The 16,035-nt window shown below is 66.4% G+C and carries 13 protein-coding genes; 4 read left to right on the top strand and 9 right to left on the bottom strand.

Going from position 1 to position 16,035, the window contains the following annotated elements:
* Positions 1-219: 219 nt before the first annotated feature.
* From WBP06_RS14430 to WBP06_RS14410, 5 genes are all read right to left on the bottom strand, one after another.
* The gene (locus WBP06_RS14430; protein WP_395329117.1) at positions 220-891 is read right to left on the bottom strand and encodes a DUF1109 domain-containing protein; all 672 of its coding nucleotides are present in this window, start codon (positions 889-891) and stop codon (positions 220-222) included.
* Positions 888-1,427, bottom strand: a complete 540-nt coding sequence (locus WBP06_RS14425) for a sigma-70 family RNA polymerase sigma factor (RefSeq protein WP_395329115.1) — start codon at positions 1,425-1,427, stop codon at positions 888-890. The genes WBP06_RS14430 and WBP06_RS14425 overlap by 4 nt, the downstream gene beginning before the upstream one ends.
* 112 nt (positions 1,428-1,539) lie before the next feature.
* Entirely contained in the window at positions 1,540-3,132 is a 1,593-nt protein-coding gene (locus WBP06_RS14420; RefSeq protein ID WP_395329112.1) for a hypothetical protein, read from the bottom strand.
* Positions 3,129-3,515 carry a GtrA family protein gene (locus WBP06_RS14415; RefSeq protein WP_395329110.1) on the bottom strand — a complete coding sequence of 129 codons (387 nt, stop codon included), beginning with the start codon at positions 3,513-3,515 and terminating at the stop codon, positions 3,129-3,131. Before WBP06_RS14415 ends, WBP06_RS14420 begins: the two co-directional genes overlap by 4 nt.
* Positions 3,516-3,520: 5 nt before the next feature.
* Positions 3,521-4,573: a glycosyltransferase family 2 protein gene (locus WBP06_RS14410; protein WP_395329107.1), complete on the bottom strand. Its 1,053-nt coding sequence runs from the start codon at positions 4,571-4,573 to the stop codon at positions 3,521-3,523.
* A 198-nt stretch (positions 4,574-4,771) separates the two neighbouring features.
* On the opposite strand from WBP06_RS14410, the gene WBP06_RS14405 reads away from it, so the two are divergent.
* A complete protein-coding gene (locus WBP06_RS14405; protein ID WP_395329104.1) occupies positions 4,772-7,000 on the top strand; it encodes a tetratricopeptide repeat protein in 2,229 nt (742 codons plus the stop codon).
* A gap of 153 nt (positions 7,001-7,153) precedes the next feature.
* Positions 7,154-8,662: an arylsulfatase gene (locus WBP06_RS14400; RefSeq protein ID WP_395329102.1), complete on the top strand. Its 1,509-nt coding sequence runs from the start codon at positions 7,154-7,156 to the stop codon at positions 8,660-8,662.
* A gap of 64 nt (positions 8,663-8,726) precedes the next feature.
* Here the strand turns inward: WBP06_RS14400 and WBP06_RS14395 are convergent, their stop codons facing one another.
* The 4 genes from WBP06_RS14395 to lptB form a co-directional block, all read right to left on the bottom strand.
* Positions 8,727-10,091, bottom strand: a complete 1,365-nt coding sequence (locus tag WBP06_RS14395; RefSeq protein ID WP_395329099.1) for a methyltransferase domain-containing protein — start codon at positions 10,089-10,091, stop codon at positions 8,727-8,729.
* 299 nt (positions 10,092-10,390) lie between these two features.
* Entirely contained in the window at positions 10,391-11,074 is a 684-nt protein-coding gene (locus WBP06_RS14390; protein ID WP_395329096.1) for an energy transducer TonB, read from the bottom strand.
* A gap of 175 nt (positions 11,075-11,249) precedes the next feature.
* Positions 11,250-12,794 carry an RNA polymerase factor sigma-54 gene (rpoN, locus tag WBP06_RS14385; protein ID WP_395329093.1) on the bottom strand — a complete coding sequence of 515 codons (1,545 nt, stop codon included), beginning with the start codon at positions 12,792-12,794 and terminating at the stop codon, positions 11,250-11,252.
* A 98-nt stretch (positions 12,795-12,892) separates the two neighbouring features.
* Complete coding sequence (lptB, locus tag WBP06_RS14380; RefSeq protein ID WP_395329090.1) at positions 12,893-13,675, bottom strand: LPS export ABC transporter ATP-binding protein; 783 nt, start codon at positions 13,673-13,675, stop codon at positions 12,893-12,895.
* 262 nt (positions 13,676-13,937) lie between these two features.
* Here lptB and WBP06_RS14375 point away from each other — a divergent pair, with 262 nt between their 5' ends.
* Both WBP06_RS14375 and WBP06_RS14370 read left to right on the top strand, forming a co-directional pair.
* On the top strand, positions 13,938-14,414 hold the full coding sequence (locus tag WBP06_RS14375; protein WP_395329087.1) for a hypothetical protein: 477 nt from the start codon (positions 13,938-13,940) through the stop codon (positions 14,412-14,414).
* Between the two features lie 266 nt (positions 14,415-14,680).
* On the top strand, positions 14,681-16,027 hold the full coding sequence (locus tag WBP06_RS14370) for a TldD/PmbA family protein (RefSeq protein ID WP_395329084.1): 1,347 nt from the start codon (positions 14,681-14,683) through the stop codon (positions 16,025-16,027).
* The last annotated feature ends 8 nt before the right edge of the window (positions 16,028-16,035 follow it).

Below are 16,035 nucleotides of genomic sequence, written 5' to 3'. Positions count from 1 at the left end.
TTGATGTTCGCTGGCTGCGGCGGCGCGGTCTCGCGTCCGACGCGCAGGGAATGGAAAAGCGCTTGCTGCCTGTGCGCGCGACTCGCCGTCCCTCGCTCCGTCTCCCGGAAAGTCCTTGCGCGTGCGGCGCCAGTCAGCCCGTAAGACGATGGCGGAAAACCGCTTTTTATTGTCTAATGGCCCCTTACGGCGAAATACGCACGGGGGCTTTTGCCGCGCCTACCAGCGCAAAACGCGCGGCCCCAGCAGCGCCCCCAGACCGGTGGCAAGGGCAATGCCCAGCGAATACCAGGTCAGCACGAAAAGCGCCGAGGTTTCCGCACAGTGCAGGCAATAGAGACATGCCGCCCATGCCCCGGCGGCAAAGCCGGCCATCGCCCCGGCCAGGCGCAGCCGGGTGGGGGCCAGCCGTCGCAAGGCCCAGAGCAGGCCGGCCAGCATCGGCAGCGCCAGCACGAAGACCATGGCGGCGCAGATCTTCCAGCTATGGCCCCGCCACAGCCCCAGCCATTGCGCAGGCGGCGTATGCGCCAATTCCAGCGCGGCCGCGCAGGCCAGCAAGCCCAGCGGCAGGACAAGCAGCCATAGCCGCCGCTGCGGCCCGCAGTCCGGGCGGGCAAGGTGCAGCGTCGCCACCAGACCCACCGCGCCCAGCGTGGCGACATAGACCGTCTTCATCCAGAACCCGCCGCCCTGCATGGCCTGCCCCAGATCCTGCCGGATGCCGAGGCCGAGCACGAGCATGATTCCCGTGACCACCGCGCCCAGCAGGAGGCCGGTCACGATCCGTCGCGCCGCCGCATGGCGGGGCACCGCGCACAAGTCCGCGCTGAGCGAGGCGACGAGATGGTCGCAAGTGGTCCGCTGTCGATCCATGTCCCGGGGCTTCATTTCAGTGCCTCCCGCACGCGCGCGGCCAGTGCCTTGAGGCCGCGGTGGGTGGAGACTTTCACATCCGATTCGCCCATCCCCTCTCGTGCTGCGGCCTCGGCGGTGGAAAGCCCGTCGATCCGCGTGGCGCGAATGGCGCGGGCCTGCTTGTCGGGGATCGTCGCCAGCAGGGCATCGGTGTCGAGGTTGGCGCCCACTTCATCCTCGAAACTGTCGATCGAGAAACTGTCTTCCAGCCCGTCGATCGGCACCGTGCGGCCTTGGCGCCGGAAGTGGTCGATCATCTTGTAGCGGGCGATCGCATAGAGCCAGCCGGTGAAACTGCGCGCCGGGTCGTAGGTCATGCGGCGGGAGTGCAAGGCGATCAGCGTTTCCTGCAGAAGATCCTCTATATCATCGTCCTGCCCGCGCATCCGGCGCCGGAAGAAGGCGCGCAGGCGCGGCACCAGCGCCTCCAGCAAGCGGGCATAGGCGCGGGCGTCGCCATCGAGGGCGCGGACCATCCAGTCCCTGAGTTCGGTTTCGCCGGTGCGCATCAGCATATCCTGACGGGTTCGTCCCATCGTGGGCGGAGGTTACACGCTGGCGGACGATGCGCGAGGATTTATGCCTGCGGGCGAGCGCATGGGCGCACTCGGCGGAACGAATCTATGGCGCGCGGCGGTAGAGCATCGATTGGCCGTGGTCGCCGGCGCGGGCGAAAGGAACCCAGCCCGGCACCGGCAAGGCGCGCGTATCCTGCCAGATGATCCAGAGAAAGGGGACCGTCCCCGGCACTTGTTCCACGCTTTGCAACAGCGGCACCGGCGCATTGGCCGGCGCCTTGCCGAACACCTGCACTAGGCCCGCACAGGGCTCGCCGATCTCGATCATCGTGGGATCGCGGTCGAACGGGGCGGCGGCGGGGTTGGTAATGCTCAGCAACTGGCCACCGGACATGGCGAACTGGTCGTTTGCAAAGGCATGGCGGCGCATCAGCGCATAGCTGGCGATATGCACGTTTCGCAGCCGGCCCTGCAGGAGATAGGGGCGGCACGGCATGGCATTGAAGGTAACCAGTTGCGATCCGCGCGGAAGCTGGTCCAGCACGGCGGTTTCCTGGCGGATCTGGCGATCCCACAGGGCCATGCTCATGGTGGTTCCGGCCAGCCGCGCGCCGAAGAAGGCAAGGCCCAGCACGACCAGCCAGCCCAGCGCGCGCGATCCGGCAACCGGACGCAGCGCGATCAGGGCCAGCGCGAAGATCGTCGGCACCATGCGCATGTCGGCATAGTAGGATCCGTAGACCCAGCCGGGCATGATCCAGAACACGCCCAGCAGCACCGCTGCGGCCAGCGTCAGCCCCTTGTGCACCGCGACGGCGGGCGATCGCCAGGCCAGCACCGTCAGGATCACCAGCATCAGCGCACTCAGCGAATCGAACTGGGCCCAGCGGTCGGCCAGGACATTGGCGATGAAGAACATCTTCTGGGGCAGCAGGAACCAGCCATGGGTCGGCAGGTGGTCCGGCGTGTGCGGCCACAGCAGGCTGAGCGCCTGGGGCACCAGCAGGCAACTGCTGGCGACGAAGCCGGTGACGGCCGCGCGCCAGAAGCGGTCGCCGTCTTCGATGCGGGCAACCAGTTCGCAGCAGCCCACCACGATGCACAGGACGGCCCATCCGGCGAGATGACTGATCCACACCACTCCGGCAATCGGGCAGAACAGCAGCCAGCGCAGGCGAGGGCGGGCCACCATCCACGGACTGATCCAGAGGGCCAGCGAAAGCGTTGCCAGCGCCGTTGCCAGCGTGAAGTTGATGAAGCCGTAATTGAAGGGATATCCATAGGCCAGCGGCAGCGCGAACAGCGCACTTGCGGCGATTCGTCCGTGCGCGGCACGCGACAGCAGCAGATAGCCCGCCGTCTGCAGGGCCACGATCAGGATGGCGATCGCCTTCATCGTCAGCGTCAGGCCAAGCAGCGGCTCCAGCACGAAGGCGAGGAGGTCTGTTCCCAGGTTGGGAATGAGGTTCCACCGGAAGTGGTACCAGCGTGCGATGTCGGCCGAACGCCCCGCGTCCTGCTGGATCATGAAGCGCGACATGTGCGCGGGCAGATCGGTCAGTGGCGGCACTTGCGGCACGATCAGGGGCACGCAGGCCAGCAGCACCAGGACAAGTGCCCAAGCACCCGGCACATATCCCTTGCGCCAGTCGGCCCCGCCGGTTGCCGCGCGTTCCCGCGCTGTCAGGTTCCTCATCGCGCGGTACCCGCCGGGGCGAACACGAAGCGACGCGAAAGCAGGAAGAACGTGATCGAATAGGCGATCATCGCGGCACCCTGGCCGATCAGGTTCTCCGTAAAGCCAAGGCTGCGCATCGTGGCCAGAACTGCAAGGTTGGTTCCGTAGGCCACTGCGAATACCGCCAGAAACAGGGCGATTTCCCGTGAGGCTACGGCCCCCCGGACGCCGAAGGTCCATCGCCGGTTCAGCGTGAACGAAACGCACAGGCCGATCGCATAGCTGGCCGCGTTGGCAATCCAGTCGCCAGCGCCCAGCCATAGCAGCGCGGCGATCACGGCGAGTCCGACAAGCGTGTTGACCACGCCCACCATGCCGAAACGGAAACCGGTGTGCAGCATCGCGGTCAATCGCGTCCCGCCGCGACCGTCCAGCCGGACGCCGGGACCAGCGCATCGTACGGATCGCGTGCGATGGGCTGGGCAGCCGGCGTGCGCTGCGATCGCATCTCGCGCACGATGAACAGCGGGCGACGCTTGTTTTCCAGATAGAGACGGCCGAGGTAATCGCCGAACACGCCCAGGATCAGCAGTTGCACGCTGCCCATGATCAGCACCACGGCGATCAGGCTGGTCCAGCCGATAATGGTGCCATCGGCCATCCAGCGCACCAGCGCCCAGCCCAGCATGAGGAAGCCGACAATGCCCATCATCACCCCCAGGTGCGATGCGATGCGCAGCGGCAGCGTGGAAAAGCTGGTGATCGCATCCAGGGCGAGGCGGATCATCTTGTGCAGCGGATAGTGGCTTTCCCCCGCCGCGCGCGGATCGCGATCGTATTCGACGGGGGCTTGCGCGAAGCCGATCCAGCTGACCATGCCGCGAATGAAGCGGAAGCGTTCGGGCATGGCGTTCAGCTGGTCCACCACGCGGCGGGTCATCAGCCGGAAGTCGCCGGTATCCAGCGGAATCTCGTGGTCGGCCATGCGGTTGAGCAACTTGTAGAACATCGCGGCGGTGGCACGCTTGAAGTGGCTTTCGCCCGCCCGCTCCCGCCGCTTGCCATAGACGACATCGTAGCCTTCATCGATCTTCGCCAGCATGTCGCCCAGCAGTTCGGGCGGATCCTGCAGGTCGGCATCGATGATCATCACCAGATCGCCGCGGCAGACCTGCAGACCGGCGGTGACCGCCAACTGGTGGCCGTGATTGCGCGACAGGTCGACGCCCAGAACATGGGGGGTGCGCGCGGAAATGGCGCAGATTTTCGCCCAGGTGGCATCTTTCGAACCGTCGTTGACCAGCACGATCTCGAAATCGTCGCCCATCTGCGCCACGCAGGCCGCGGTAAGGCGCTTTTCCAGCATGTCCAGCACGGCCTGCTCGTTATAGCAGGGCACCACGACGGAGAGCCGTGGCGGGGCGGTGGCCAGTTGCGCGGCGATCGGCTCCATCTTCATGGTCTTCGTGTTCCCCCGAAGCGCCCCTGGCGGCGTTCCTCCATACTATTGTCCGGGAATGGTTAACTCGGCGTAAAACGGTGCTTCCTGCGGGTTTTTGCGGAGGGGGCATCTCATCGATGGTGAACCCTGTCTGTTTAGCACGAGGCGCACGAACCGATGGCCGGGGAGGCGGGTGTGAGCGGACTGGAAGCATTGATGATCAAGGCCCGGGGCGCGGCGCGGCGCGGGGAGACCGATGCCGCGCGGGCGCTTTATCGAGAGGCGCTGGACCGCTTTCCCCGCAATTCGCGCGCCCGCGCTGCGCTCCACGCGTTGGAGGCGGCCAATGCCAATCCGCCGCCCGAGCAACTGGATGCGATGATTGCCGCCTATCACGCCGGCGCGATGGACGAGGCGGTGCGCCACGGCGCCCGGCTGACCGAGCAGTTCCCGCAAAGCTTCACCGTCCACAACCTGCAAGGCGCGGCCCTGTTGGCATTGGGCGTGCTGCCGGCGGCGGAAGCGGCGTTCCGCCGGGCCATTGCCGCCGATCCCGACGCCGCCGCCTGCTACAACAACCTTGCCATCACCTTGCGGCGACAGAACCGCACATTGGAAGCCGAATCGATCTACCGCACCGTGATCGACCGCCACCCGGACTATGCCGATGCCCATTACAACCTTGGCAACCTGCTGGACCTTGCCGGGCGCGCCAAGGAGGCGGAGGTGGCATTCGCCGCGACCGTGAAGATCGACCCCAGCTATGTCGAGGCGCACTACAACCTCGGCAACTTGCGGGCGAAGCGGGGTGCGCGCGGGGCGGCGGTCGATGCCTATCGCAAGGCCGTGACGCTGAAGCCCGATCACGCCAATGCCTACAACAACATGGGCGGCGAACTGCTGCTGCTGGATCGCATCGACGAGGCGCTGGATGCCTACGATCATGCGCTGGCGGCCGAGCCCGAGAATACCCAGGCCATCGCCAATCGGGGCAAGGTGCTGGTGCTGAAAGGCGCGCTGCCCGATGCCATCGCCGCCTTCCGGCACGCCTTCGCGATCGACCCGGACGATCGTTCGGCGCTGTTGCAGGCGCTGTTCGAGGAAGCGCATATCTGCGACTGGCGCCACCGCGACCAGTTCGCGCTGACCGATGGGCCGTCGGCCGCTGCCGTCCAGCCTTTCGCGACATTGCCGTTCCTGGACGATCCGGAACACCAGTACCGCCGCTCGCTGGCCTGCGCCGCCGTGAAGTTCGGCGCAGGGCCGGAAGGCCCGGCCCAAACCCTGCCCGATCCTGAGCCCGCCGCCGATGGCCGCACCCGCATCGGCTATTTCTCGGCCGACTTTCACGACCATGCCACGATGTACCTGATGAGCGGCCTGTTTCGTGAGCATGACCGGGCCCGCTTCGATATCCGCCTCTACAGCTACGGCCCGCCGCGCGAGGAGGATGCCTCCCGCGCCGAACTGCGGCGCCACGTCGATGCCTTCACCGAGATCGGCCACCTGACCGATGCGCAAGTGCGCGACCTTGCCCGCGACGATGGGCTGGACATTGCCGTGGATCTGAAAGGCTATACGCGCGGCACCCGCAGCACGATGTTCGGCCTGCGGCTGGCCCCCGTGCAGGTGAGCCACATGGGCTACCCCGGCACCATCGGCCACCCCTGCATCGACTACTTCGTGGCCGATGCAGTCGCGCTGCCGCCGGGCGGAGAGGCGTGGTTCAGCGAGAAGATCGTGCGCCTTGCCGGCTGCTATCAGGCCAACGACGACCGCCGCGTGATCGTGCCCGATCACCGATCCCGCGCAGACTGGGGCCTGCCGGAGCGTGACGGGGGGCGGGGCTTCGTGTTCTGCTGCTTCAACCACACCTACAAGATCGGCCCGGCGGAGTTCGCCATCTGGATGCGGCTGCTGGGCGAGGTGGAAGGCAGCGTGCTCTGGCTGCTGCGCTCCAACGAATGGGCCGAAGCGAACCTGCGGCGAGAGGCGGCGGCGCGCGGTATCGATCCGGCGCGGCTGGTCTTCACCAAGGGCATTCCCCATGGCGAGCACCTGGGCCGGCTGGCCCATGCCGACCTGTTCCTCGATACCTTCAACGTCAATGCGCACACCACCGCGTCCGATGCGCTGTGGGCGGGCTTGCCGGTGCTGACGCTGACCGGCCGCCAGTTCGCGGCGCGCGTGGCCACCAGCCTGGTCCATGCCGTGGGCCTGCCGGAAATGGCGGTGGCGGATGCGGCCACCTATGAGACGACCGCGCTGGCCTTGGCGGGCGATCCGCAGCGTCTGGCCTCCTTGCGCGGCAGACTGGCGGAAAACCGCGAAACCGCGCCGCTGTTCCGCACGCGGGATTACACGCGCCGGCTGGAGACGGCCTATGTGGAGATGCAGCGGCGCCGACTGGCAGGCCTGACGCCCGATCACTTCGCGGTGGACTAGGGCGGCCTGCCCCGATCTGCCGCCCGATCCGCTTCCACCCATCCGCTACGGCAGGGCGCCCCGGATATATTCCACGCCATACGGCGGGTTTCTCCCGATGGCGACGGCTGCCGCCCTGACCCACATTCGGCGGGATCAATGGGAGCCACAATCATGCCTGCGGAAAAGCCCAATATCCTTTTCATCATGGCCGACGACATCGGCTGGTTCAACGTCAGCGCCTACAACCTGGGCGTCATGGGCTATCGCACGCCCAATATCGACCGGATCGCCCGCGAAGGCGCGATGTTCACGGATTGCTACGGCCAGCAAAGCTGCACCGCCGGCCGCGCGGCTTTCATCACCGGCCAGTCGCCGATCCGCACCGGGCTTACCAAGGTGGGGATGCCGGGCGCCACGCTGGGGCTCAGTTTCGATGATCCTTCGGTGGCCGAGTTCCTGAAGCATTTCGGCTATGCCACCGGCCAGTTCGGCAAGAACCATCTGGGCGACCGCAACGAGCATCTGCCCACCGTCCACGGCTTCGACGAGTTCTTCGGCAACCTCTACCACCTGAACGCCGAGGAAGAGCCCTATTACGACAACTATCCGAAGGATCCGGCCTTCCGGAAGAAGTTCGGTCCGCGCGGTGTGCTGAAGTGCAAGGCGACCGATGTCGAGGATGCCACCGTCGATGAGCAGTTCGGCAAGGTGGGCAGGCAGACCATCGAGAATACCGGCCCGCTACCCAAGGAGCGGATGGAGACGGTGGACGAGGAATTCATCGGCGCCGCGCTGGATTTCATCGATCGCAAGACGAAGGAGGATGCGCCCTGGTTCTGCTATTTCAACCCCACGCGCATGCACGTCTTCACCCACCTGAAACCCGAATCGAAGGGCAAGACGGGTCTGGGCATCTATCCGGACGGCATGGTGGAACTGGACGGATATGTCGGCCAGCTGCTGCAAAAGCTGGATGAACTGGGCATCGCCGACAACACGATCGTGGTCTTCACCACCGACAACGGGGCAGAAGTGTGCACCTGGCCCGATGGCGGCGCCACGCCGTTCCGGGGCGAGAAGGACAGCAACTGGGAAGGTGGCTGGCGCATTCCCTGCGTGATGCGCTGGCCGGGCGTCATGGCGCCGGGGCAGGTCGTCAACGACATCGTGTCTTTGCAGGACTTCATTCCCACTTTCGCCGCCGCCAATGGCGAGCCGGACCTGGTGGCCAAGGTGAAGCAGGGCTACGAGATGGGCGGCAAGACCTACAAGGTCCATCTCGACGGTTTCAACCTGCTGCCGTTCCTGTCGGGCAAGGAAGAGAAGTCGCCGCGCGAGGGCTTCATCTACTGGAGCGATGACGGTGATTGCATGGCCGTGCGCATGGGCCGCTACAAGATCGTGTTCGCCGAACAGCGTGCGAAAGGGCTGGAATCCTGGCGCGAACCGCTGTCGGAAATGCGCGTTCCGAAGTTCTTCGACTTGCGCACCGACCCGTTCGAGCGGGGCGAGGAGAGCATCAAGTACAACGACTGGTTTCTGGAGCAGAACTACCTGCTCTATGCAGCCCCGCCGATGCTGGGGAAGTGGCTGCAGAGTTTCAAGGAATTCCCGCCGCGCGCCAAGTCGGCCAGTTTCTCCATCGATGCGGTGGTCGCCAGCATGATGCCCAAGAGTTAGGGGTTCGCCTGTCCCTGAAGCGGGTGATCCGATGCCATTGGATCACCCGCTTCAGGAAAACGCTTCAGGCTGCCTGCGCCAGCGCGGGTTTGCTCAGCAGCGCCAGCAGCGAGATGCGGTTGAAGAACCACATGCGCTGCAGTTCCAGGCTGCTGTATTTCCGCAGCGTGTTGGCGAACGTATAGGGCGTGTACCAGACGTTGTGGTCCGGATGGACGCCTTCAAGGAAAGTGCCGGTCTCCGCCCGATAGTCGAAATGGCGGGCGCGGCACTGGAAGGCGTCGGGCACGGAAATGAGGAACAGCCCGGCGTCCACCGCCTCGATCTGGGCCAGGAAGCCGGCGACATCGGGCACGTGCTCCATCACTTCGGGCACCAGCACCACGTCATAGCGGCCGGTGGCCTGCGACAGGTCGGTGAACAGTTCGCCCCGCACGTAAGGGCGCAGCTGTTCCAGCGCCTCTCCATGCGGGTCCACCCCGTCGAGGTGGGCGCAGTGTTCTTCCAGCCGCACGTGGAGCGAGGTGCGCGGATCGGTGATCGGCCAGTCCGCGCAGCCGACATGCAGCACCCGCTTTCCGGACAGCAAGCTGGCGAAGACATCCATGCGGCCAAGCGCGGACAGTTCGGAACTGACCGGCACGCGCTGCAGGAAATAGGGCGCGTGAATCGCCTCCAATGGCGAGGCGTCGCCGTTGGCCTGGCCCGGTTCGGGGCCGGATGGTTCGGTGCAGGATGGTTCGGGGCCGGATGGGGCGGCGGCGCGCGGTGCTGGCGGCGCCGCGACCGCGCCGACATCGGCCTTGTGGATCCGGTCGTAGCTCCGGCTGGTCGATCCCCATAGCTGGTGCGCGTAGACCGGGTCGCGGCCTTCGTAAGTCACGCCGGTGAAGTGGCGCGGGATGAAGTAGTGGCTGGGGTAGATGCGCAGCGGCGTATAGGCGAACTTGCGATAGCAATCGGTCAGCCGTTGCGGTCCCACCGTCTTCCACGCCATCTCGCCGATCACGGAGGGGCTGGCGGCGATGTCGTCGACGATCTGCTTCACGAAGGCATTGCCCGCCTCGCACCCGAAATAGCCGGCGGCGATCAGGCCGGGTCGCGCGATCTCGCTTTCCCAGCAGGCGAAAGCCTCGCAATCGAGCAGGTTCTCGTCCAGCGGGCGGGTGCAGATGCTGTCGGCATCGAACACGATGCCGCCGTGTTCGTGCAGGATTTCCCAGCGCATCAGGTCCGCCACGCCGTTCCATTCGCGCTGGCGCATCTCGGCCATGTGTCGGGCATTGATCCACTCGCGCCCGTCCAGCTCCGCATTGCCCCAAAGGCGGAAGGCCCACCCCGGATGCGCGGCGCGCCAGGTTTCGATGCAATTGTCGGGACGGCGGCTTTCATCGCCGACCCAGATGAAATGGAAGGTCTTCGGGATCATGCCGTTGCGCTCGCCCACAAGGATGCCGCCGGCAGGGCGGCGCCATCGCTGAGGCCTAGGGCAACAGGGTTGATCGAGGCCGAACGGGCGAACCGGGGGAAATGCTTAGTGCGGTGGAGCGGGTCGGTTTCAGGCCGGCCCCCCAAACGGCATCCCGCCCGCGCGGCGAGGGGTACGCCGTGCGGACGGGACCGTGGGCCGGGGACGGGGAAAGTACCCCGGCCCCCTCGACGTGCCGGAGCGGCACGGTGGTGCGGATGTGCGCCGCTCCGGGCGGTCTGACCCAAAGGGGGCTAGGGTCAGTCCCGCGGGATGATCCAGCGGATCGTCCCCATGTAACTGCCGGCGGCGGCTTCACCGTCGGCATTGGTGGCGGGCTCGAACCGCGCCCGCTTGCTGACGTACTTGCAGGTGGCCTCGTCCAGCCCGGAATAGCCGCTGGACGACAGGATCGTGCACTGGCCGGCCCGGCCGCGCGCATCCACGTCCACGCGGAAGCGCACCATGCCCTGATGTTCTGCCCGCAGCTCGCTGGTGGGATAGTCCTGCGTGGTGATCCACGACGACGGATCGTTCCGGGGCATCGCGCCGCGCGGCTGGAAGCGTGGGCTGGGCGTGGTCGACGGTTGCGGGAAGGGGGTGATCAGATCGCCGTCGAGCGTGCCGGTGGTCGTCGGCAGCGTGGTGGGAACGGTGGTGGGCTGTTCGCTGGTCGTCGGCTTGACGATATCGGAATGGGTGGTGGTGGCGATGGTTTCGATCAGCTTGGGCTGTTCCGGTTGCGTCATGGGCTGCGGAGGCGGGGGCGGCGGCGGATCGAGATGGACCATCACGCCCTCTGTGTGGTGCTTCGGACCCGACTGTAACATTGTGACCGCAAATCCATTGATCAGGGCCAGCGCCACGCCCCCCTGGATCAGTGCGACAATTCCTCCGGTGAGGAATTTCTGGTTGGGATTGGAATTCCGGTCGACGTAGGACATCGGCATTCTCTCCAATATGGTGCCTCTTATTCTTGCGATTTCGGTGTTCGAACCGTCGCAAGCCAGGTGCACTTCATGGATTGGAAGCTAACACGAATTCCATCATTTCAAATAAAATAATACTCAGCAATACAAGCATTTAACTGGCAATACTGACTATCACCCTGCTTAGTAGTTACCGCGCTGCAGCAATGGCCTTCTGGCGGCGGCGCTGAACCGAACTGCCAAGGCCGATCGCTTCGCGATACTTGGCCACGGTGCGGCGGGCCAGTTCGAAACCCTTCGCCTTCAACAGGTCCACCAGGGTATCGTCGGACAGGATCGCCTTGGGGTCTTCCGCATCGATCAGCTGGCGGATCGCCGCCTTCACCGCCTCTGCCGACGCGCCTTCGCCGCCCGCTGCTGCCACGCCGGAGGTGAAGAAGTACTTCAGCTCATACGTCCCGCGCGGGCAATTGAGATACTTGTTGGACGTGACGCGGCTGACGGTGGATTCGTGCATGCCGATCGCCTCCGCCACGGTGCGCAGCGTCAGCGGTTTCAGGTGCGAGACGCCGTGGCGGAAGAAACCGTCCTGCTGGCGCACCAGTTCGGAGGCGACTTTCAGGATGGTCTTCTGCCGCTGGTCCAGCGCCTTGATCAGCCAGTTGGCATCGGTCAGCTTTTCGGAAAGCCAGGTGCGCGATGCCTTGTCGGTGCACCCGCTGCGCAGTTCCAGGAAATAGCCGCGATTGACGATCAGGCGCGGCAGCGTCGCCTCGTTCAGCGCGATGTTCCAGCCGGGCAATCCGCCCTGCTTCGCCTCGGCCGGGGTGATCAGAATGTCCGGCACCACGGCCGCGCCGGGTTCGCCGCCGAAGCGCAGGCCCGGTTTCGGATCATAGCCGCGCAGTTCGGCCAGCATGTCGGCCATGTCCTCGTCATCCGCGCCGCAGATGCGCTTGAGCCGGGACAGGTCGCCACGCGCGACCAGGTCCAGATTGTCGATCAGCCGCGCCATGCAGGGATCGTGGCGGTCCGCCTCTTTGGCCTGCAGCGCGATGCATTCGGAGAGCGTGCGCGCGCCGACGCCGGTGGGATCCAGCGATTGCACCACGGCAAGCCCCGCTTCCGCTTCCGCGATCCCGACGCTGAGATCGATGGCGATTTCGTCCAGCGGCACCGGCAGGTATCCCGCCTCGTCCAACAGGCCGATCAGATAGCGCGCGATGCCGATCAGCAGATCGTCGTCGGTGGCAGTGCCAAGCTGGGCTTCGAGATGCTCTACCAGCGAAGCCTCGCCGCCGCCGTGCTGGTCGATGCCGGGGCCTTCCTCGCCGCCGCCAAGCCGCAGGTCGCCGCTCCAGTCGCCCGCGGCCGTCTCGCCCTCGCGGCGCTCGTTGCCGTCACCGGTGTCGCGCTCGCGTTCGCTGGCGGGTACTTCGTTGTCGAGCGGGCGATCCTCTCCCCCGCGACCTTCCCCGATCAGCCGGTCCACGGCGGAGGTTTCCGGCGAGGTCAGGCGCGGGGTTTCGGCCGGCCCTTCGCCCGCTACCGGGCCGACATCCGGACCAGAGGGGGCGCCGCCCACGTCCAGCAGGGGATTGGCCTCCAGCGCTTCGCCGATGAAGCTCTCGATCTCAAGATTGGAAAGCGCCAGCAGCTTGATCGCCTGCTGAAGCTGCGGCGTCATGACAAGCGACTGGCTTTGCCGCAGGTCCAGCCTGGGCCCCAGCGCCATGGCTCAGGTTCCCGAAGGGGGCTGCCTCGTTCCCGCCGCCCCGTTCGCGCCGTGGAGCCCCCTCACAGCGCATAACATTCCGACGGGGTGATGCCCCGTCACAGGGTGAAGCCTTCGCCCAGATAGAGGCGGCGGACGTTTTCGTCGGCCACCAGCGCTTCGGGGCTGCCCGCGAACAGCACCTGACCACCGTAGATGATGCAGGCGCGGTCGACGATATCCAGCGTTTCGCGCACGTTGTGGTCGGTGATCAGTACGCCGATGCCGCGCCCGCTCAGATCGCGCACCAGATCGCGAATGTCGGCGATGGACAGCGGGTCGATGCCGGCGAACGGTTCGTCCAGCAGCATGATCGAAGGCTTGGCCGCCAGCGCGCGGGCGATTTCGCAACGGCGGCGTTCACCGCCCGAAAGCGCCATTGCCGGGCTGGATCGCAGGCGGGTGAGGCCGAATTCGTCCAGCAGGCGCTCCAGTTCGGAAGCGCGCACGTCCTTCTCCGGCTCGTTGAGTTCCAGCACCGCGCCGATGTTCTGTTCGACGGTCATGCCCCGGAAGATCGAGGTTTCCTGCGGCAGATAGCCCAGCCCCAGCACCGCGCGGCGGTACATCGGCAGGCGCGTCACATCGACGCCGTCCATCAGGATGCGGCCCGAGTCGGGACGGACCAGACCCATGATCGAATAGAAGCAGGTGGTCTTGCCGGCGCCGTTGGGGCCCAGCAGACCCAGCACTTCGCCCTTGGCCACCGACAGCGAGATATCGGTCAGCACCGCGCGCTTGTCATAGCTCTTGGCGATCGAGATGACCTCAAGCCCGCCATTTTGCGCCACGCTTACCGCGGCGGCCGGGGTTTCCTGCATGCGTTCGCTCGTTTCGGTCATCTTCCCCGCCGTTTACGCAGCCCACCGGCCCACCGCAAGCCGCCATTTCCCCTAGCCGGCATTTCGCGGGCCTGAATATCGGCCGGAACCTCTGCGGCGATGCGATGGTTTCACCTTATGGTTCACGGGCGATAAGGTTCATACGCCGGGGATCGAAAATTGCGCCCTCAATGGCATGAACTTGCCAATCCATGCGCAGCGTGATCTAGTGATCGCGGGAGAGACAAAAAAGGTCGCACTCAGGACAGAAAGGTTGGGCTCGATGGCCAAGACCGGCAGACATGTGGGGGTTTCGGACGGTTTCGGCCGCGATGCCGAGGCGGGGCCCGCGGAAATTCGCTCCTCATCCACACCCCGGCCCGTTCACCGTGCCGTGCCCGAACCGGGCAAGGAACCGGTGAAGCCCTTGCCCGATTTTCGCCGCAAGATGAGCGACCACATCGCCTATGCCCTGCTGGTCTACACCGCGCTGCAGATTTTCGTGACCATCGGTGCGCTGAAGGCGGGCGGCGAATCGCTGCTGCCCTATCTGGCGCTGGTGATCCTGGTGATCGCGATCATCCCCGCCTGCCGCCGTTTCGAAGCCCGCTGGAACCGCCTGAGCGACGAACAGGCGCACGATCCCTCGCTTCAGCCGTTCTACCGCCGCGACCTGATGATGCTGTGGGGGCTGGCGATCGGCCTGCCGTTCGCGCTGACCGCGGTGTTCAAGGGGCTGGCGCTGGTGCTGGCGCGCTAGGGTCGATACCACCGTTCCGTTGGCGCTCTACCCACTCCGCTGCGACCCACCTCGCTACGACCCACCCCGCTACGACTAGCCAGCAAGCTGCCAAGTCTCGCTGCCCCTCCCGCAAGCGAGATGGGTCCGGGGTGGGCAGGCGCAACATCTCGCCGGAGCCGGGCCCTCAGCATCTCCCGCGATTTGCGCTCTGCCGCCGGTGCGCCTAGGTCAGCAGGGAATGCCGCGCGCTTGTTCTGCGCCCCGCCCATGGAGATCGAAAGAGGATGCTGACCCCCGACGAAGCGCTCGACCGCGCGCAGCAGCTGGTGGAGCGTGCGCGCCGGGCCGGTGCGGATGCCGCCGATGCGGTCTATGGCGCCAGTTCGTCGGAAGCGATCCAGGTGCGCCTTGGCAAGCTGGAAGATGTGGAGCGTTCGGAAAGCGAACATATCTCGCTGCGGCTGTTCGTCGGCAAGCGATCGGCCAGCATCGGTTCCAGCGACCTGTCGCCCCAGGCGCTGGACGAATTGGCCAGCCGGGCGCTGGCGATGGCGCGCAGCGCGCCCGAGGATGCCTATGCCGGGCTGGCGCCCGACGAAATGCTGTCGACCGGCCCGTGGCCCGACCTTGACCTGCTGGACAGCCGCGAGCCCGGCCCGCAGGACTTGCGCCGGATGGCGGAAGAGGCGGAGGATGCGGCCCGCGCGGTGGCCGGCGTCACCAATTCGGACGGCGCCTCGGCCAGTTCGGGCGGCGGCGTGGTCGCGCTGGCGACAAGCCATGGTTTCGGCGGGGCCTATGGTTCCACCAGCCGCTCGGTCAGCGCCTCGGTAGTCGCGGGCGAGGGCGCGGACAAGCAGCGCGATGGCGACTGGCGCGCCATGCACCACTGGTCAGACCTGCCGACGCCGGCCTCGATCGGCGCGCTGGCGGGCGAGCGGAGCGTGGCCAAGCTTTCGCCGGGGCGGCTGCGCAGCGGGCCGATGCCGGTGGTGTTCGACCCGCGCGTGGGCGGATCGCTGGTGGGCCACTTGCTGGGGGCGATGTCGGGCAGCGCGATCGCGCGGCGGTCCAGCTTCCTGCTCGACCGGCTGGATCAGGCGATCTTCGCCAGCGGCATCACCATCGTGGAAGATCCGCTGCGCCCGCGCGGGCTGCGTTCGCGCGCGTTCGACGGCGAAGGTCTGGCGACCCGCGCGCGCAATCTGGTGGAGGACGGGCGGCTGACCGGCTGGCTGATGGAAAGCGCCTCCGCCCGCCAACTGGGCCTTGCCCCCACCGGCCATGCCGCGCGCGGCGGCAACGGTGCGCCCGGGGTTTCGGTGGGCAATGTCGACCTGCTGCCGGGCACGCTCTCGCCCGCCGAGCTGATGGCGGACATCAAGGACGGCGTCTACATCACCGAGCTGATCGGGCAGGGGGTGAACGGCGTGACCGGCGATTACAGCCGGGGCGCGTCGGGCTTCCGCATCGTCGATGGCCAGATCGCCGGGCCGGTGGCGGAATTCACCGTGGCGGGCAATCTGCTGGCGATGTTCGCGGCGCTGGTTCCGGCCAACGATCTTGAGCGCGACCGGTCGCTGAACGTGCCGACCTTGCGCGTGGATGGCCTGACCGTCGCGGGAGACTGAACGGCAGA

The organism is Novosphingobium mississippiense (assembly GCF_044029535.1).
Classification (GTDB): Bacteria; Pseudomonadota; Alphaproteobacteria; order Sphingomonadales; family Sphingomonadaceae; genus Novosphingobium.
This window is presented reverse-complemented; position numbering and strand designations above follow the sequence as displayed.

Coding starts and splice junctions, on each gene's coding strand:
- WBP06_RS14395 (WP_395329099.1), bottom strand. CDS start 10,091: ATGATCCCGAAGACCTTCCATTTCATCTGGGTCGGCGATGAAAGCCGC.
- WBP06_RS14400 (WP_395329102.1), top strand. CDS start 7,154: ATGCCTGCGGAAAAGCCCAATATCCTTTTCATCATGGCCGACGACATC.
- WBP06_RS14420 (WP_395329112.1), bottom strand. CDS start 3,132: ATGAGGAACCTGACAGCGCGGGAACGCGCGGCAACCGGCGGGGCCGAC.
- WBP06_RS14415 (WP_395329110.1), bottom strand. CDS start 3,515: ATGCTGCACACCGGTTTCCGTTTCGGCATGGTGGGCGTGGTCAACACG.
- rpoN (WP_395329093.1), bottom strand. CDS start 12,794: ATGGCGCTGGGGCCCAGGCTGGACCTGCGGCAAAGCCAGTCGCTTGTC.
- lptB (WP_395329090.1), bottom strand. CDS start 13,675: ATGACCGAAACGAGCGAACGCATGCAGGAAACCCCGGCCGCCGCGGTA.
- WBP06_RS14430 (WP_395329117.1), bottom strand. CDS start 891: ATGAAGCCCCGGGACATGGATCGACAGCGGACCACTTGCGACCATCTC.
- WBP06_RS14370 (WP_395329084.1), top strand. CDS start 14,681: ATGCTGACCCCCGACGAAGCGCTCGACCGCGCGCAGCAGCTGGTGGAG.
- WBP06_RS14425 (WP_395329115.1), bottom strand. CDS start 1,427: ATGCGCACCGGCGAAACCGAACTCAGGGACTGGATGGTCCGCGCCCTC.
- WBP06_RS14375 (WP_395329087.1), top strand. CDS start 13,938: ATGGCCAAGACCGGCAGACATGTGGGGGTTTCGGACGGTTTCGGCCGC.
- WBP06_RS14405 (WP_395329104.1), top strand. CDS start 4,772: ATGATCAAGGCCCGGGGCGCGGCGCGGCGCGGGGAGACCGATGCCGCG.
- WBP06_RS14390 (WP_395329096.1), bottom strand. CDS start 11,074: ATGTCCTACGTCGACCGGAATTCCAATCCCAACCAGAAATTCCTCACC.
- WBP06_RS14410 (WP_395329107.1), bottom strand. CDS start 4,573: ATGAAGATGGAGCCGATCGCCGCGCAACTGGCCACCGCCCCGCCACGG.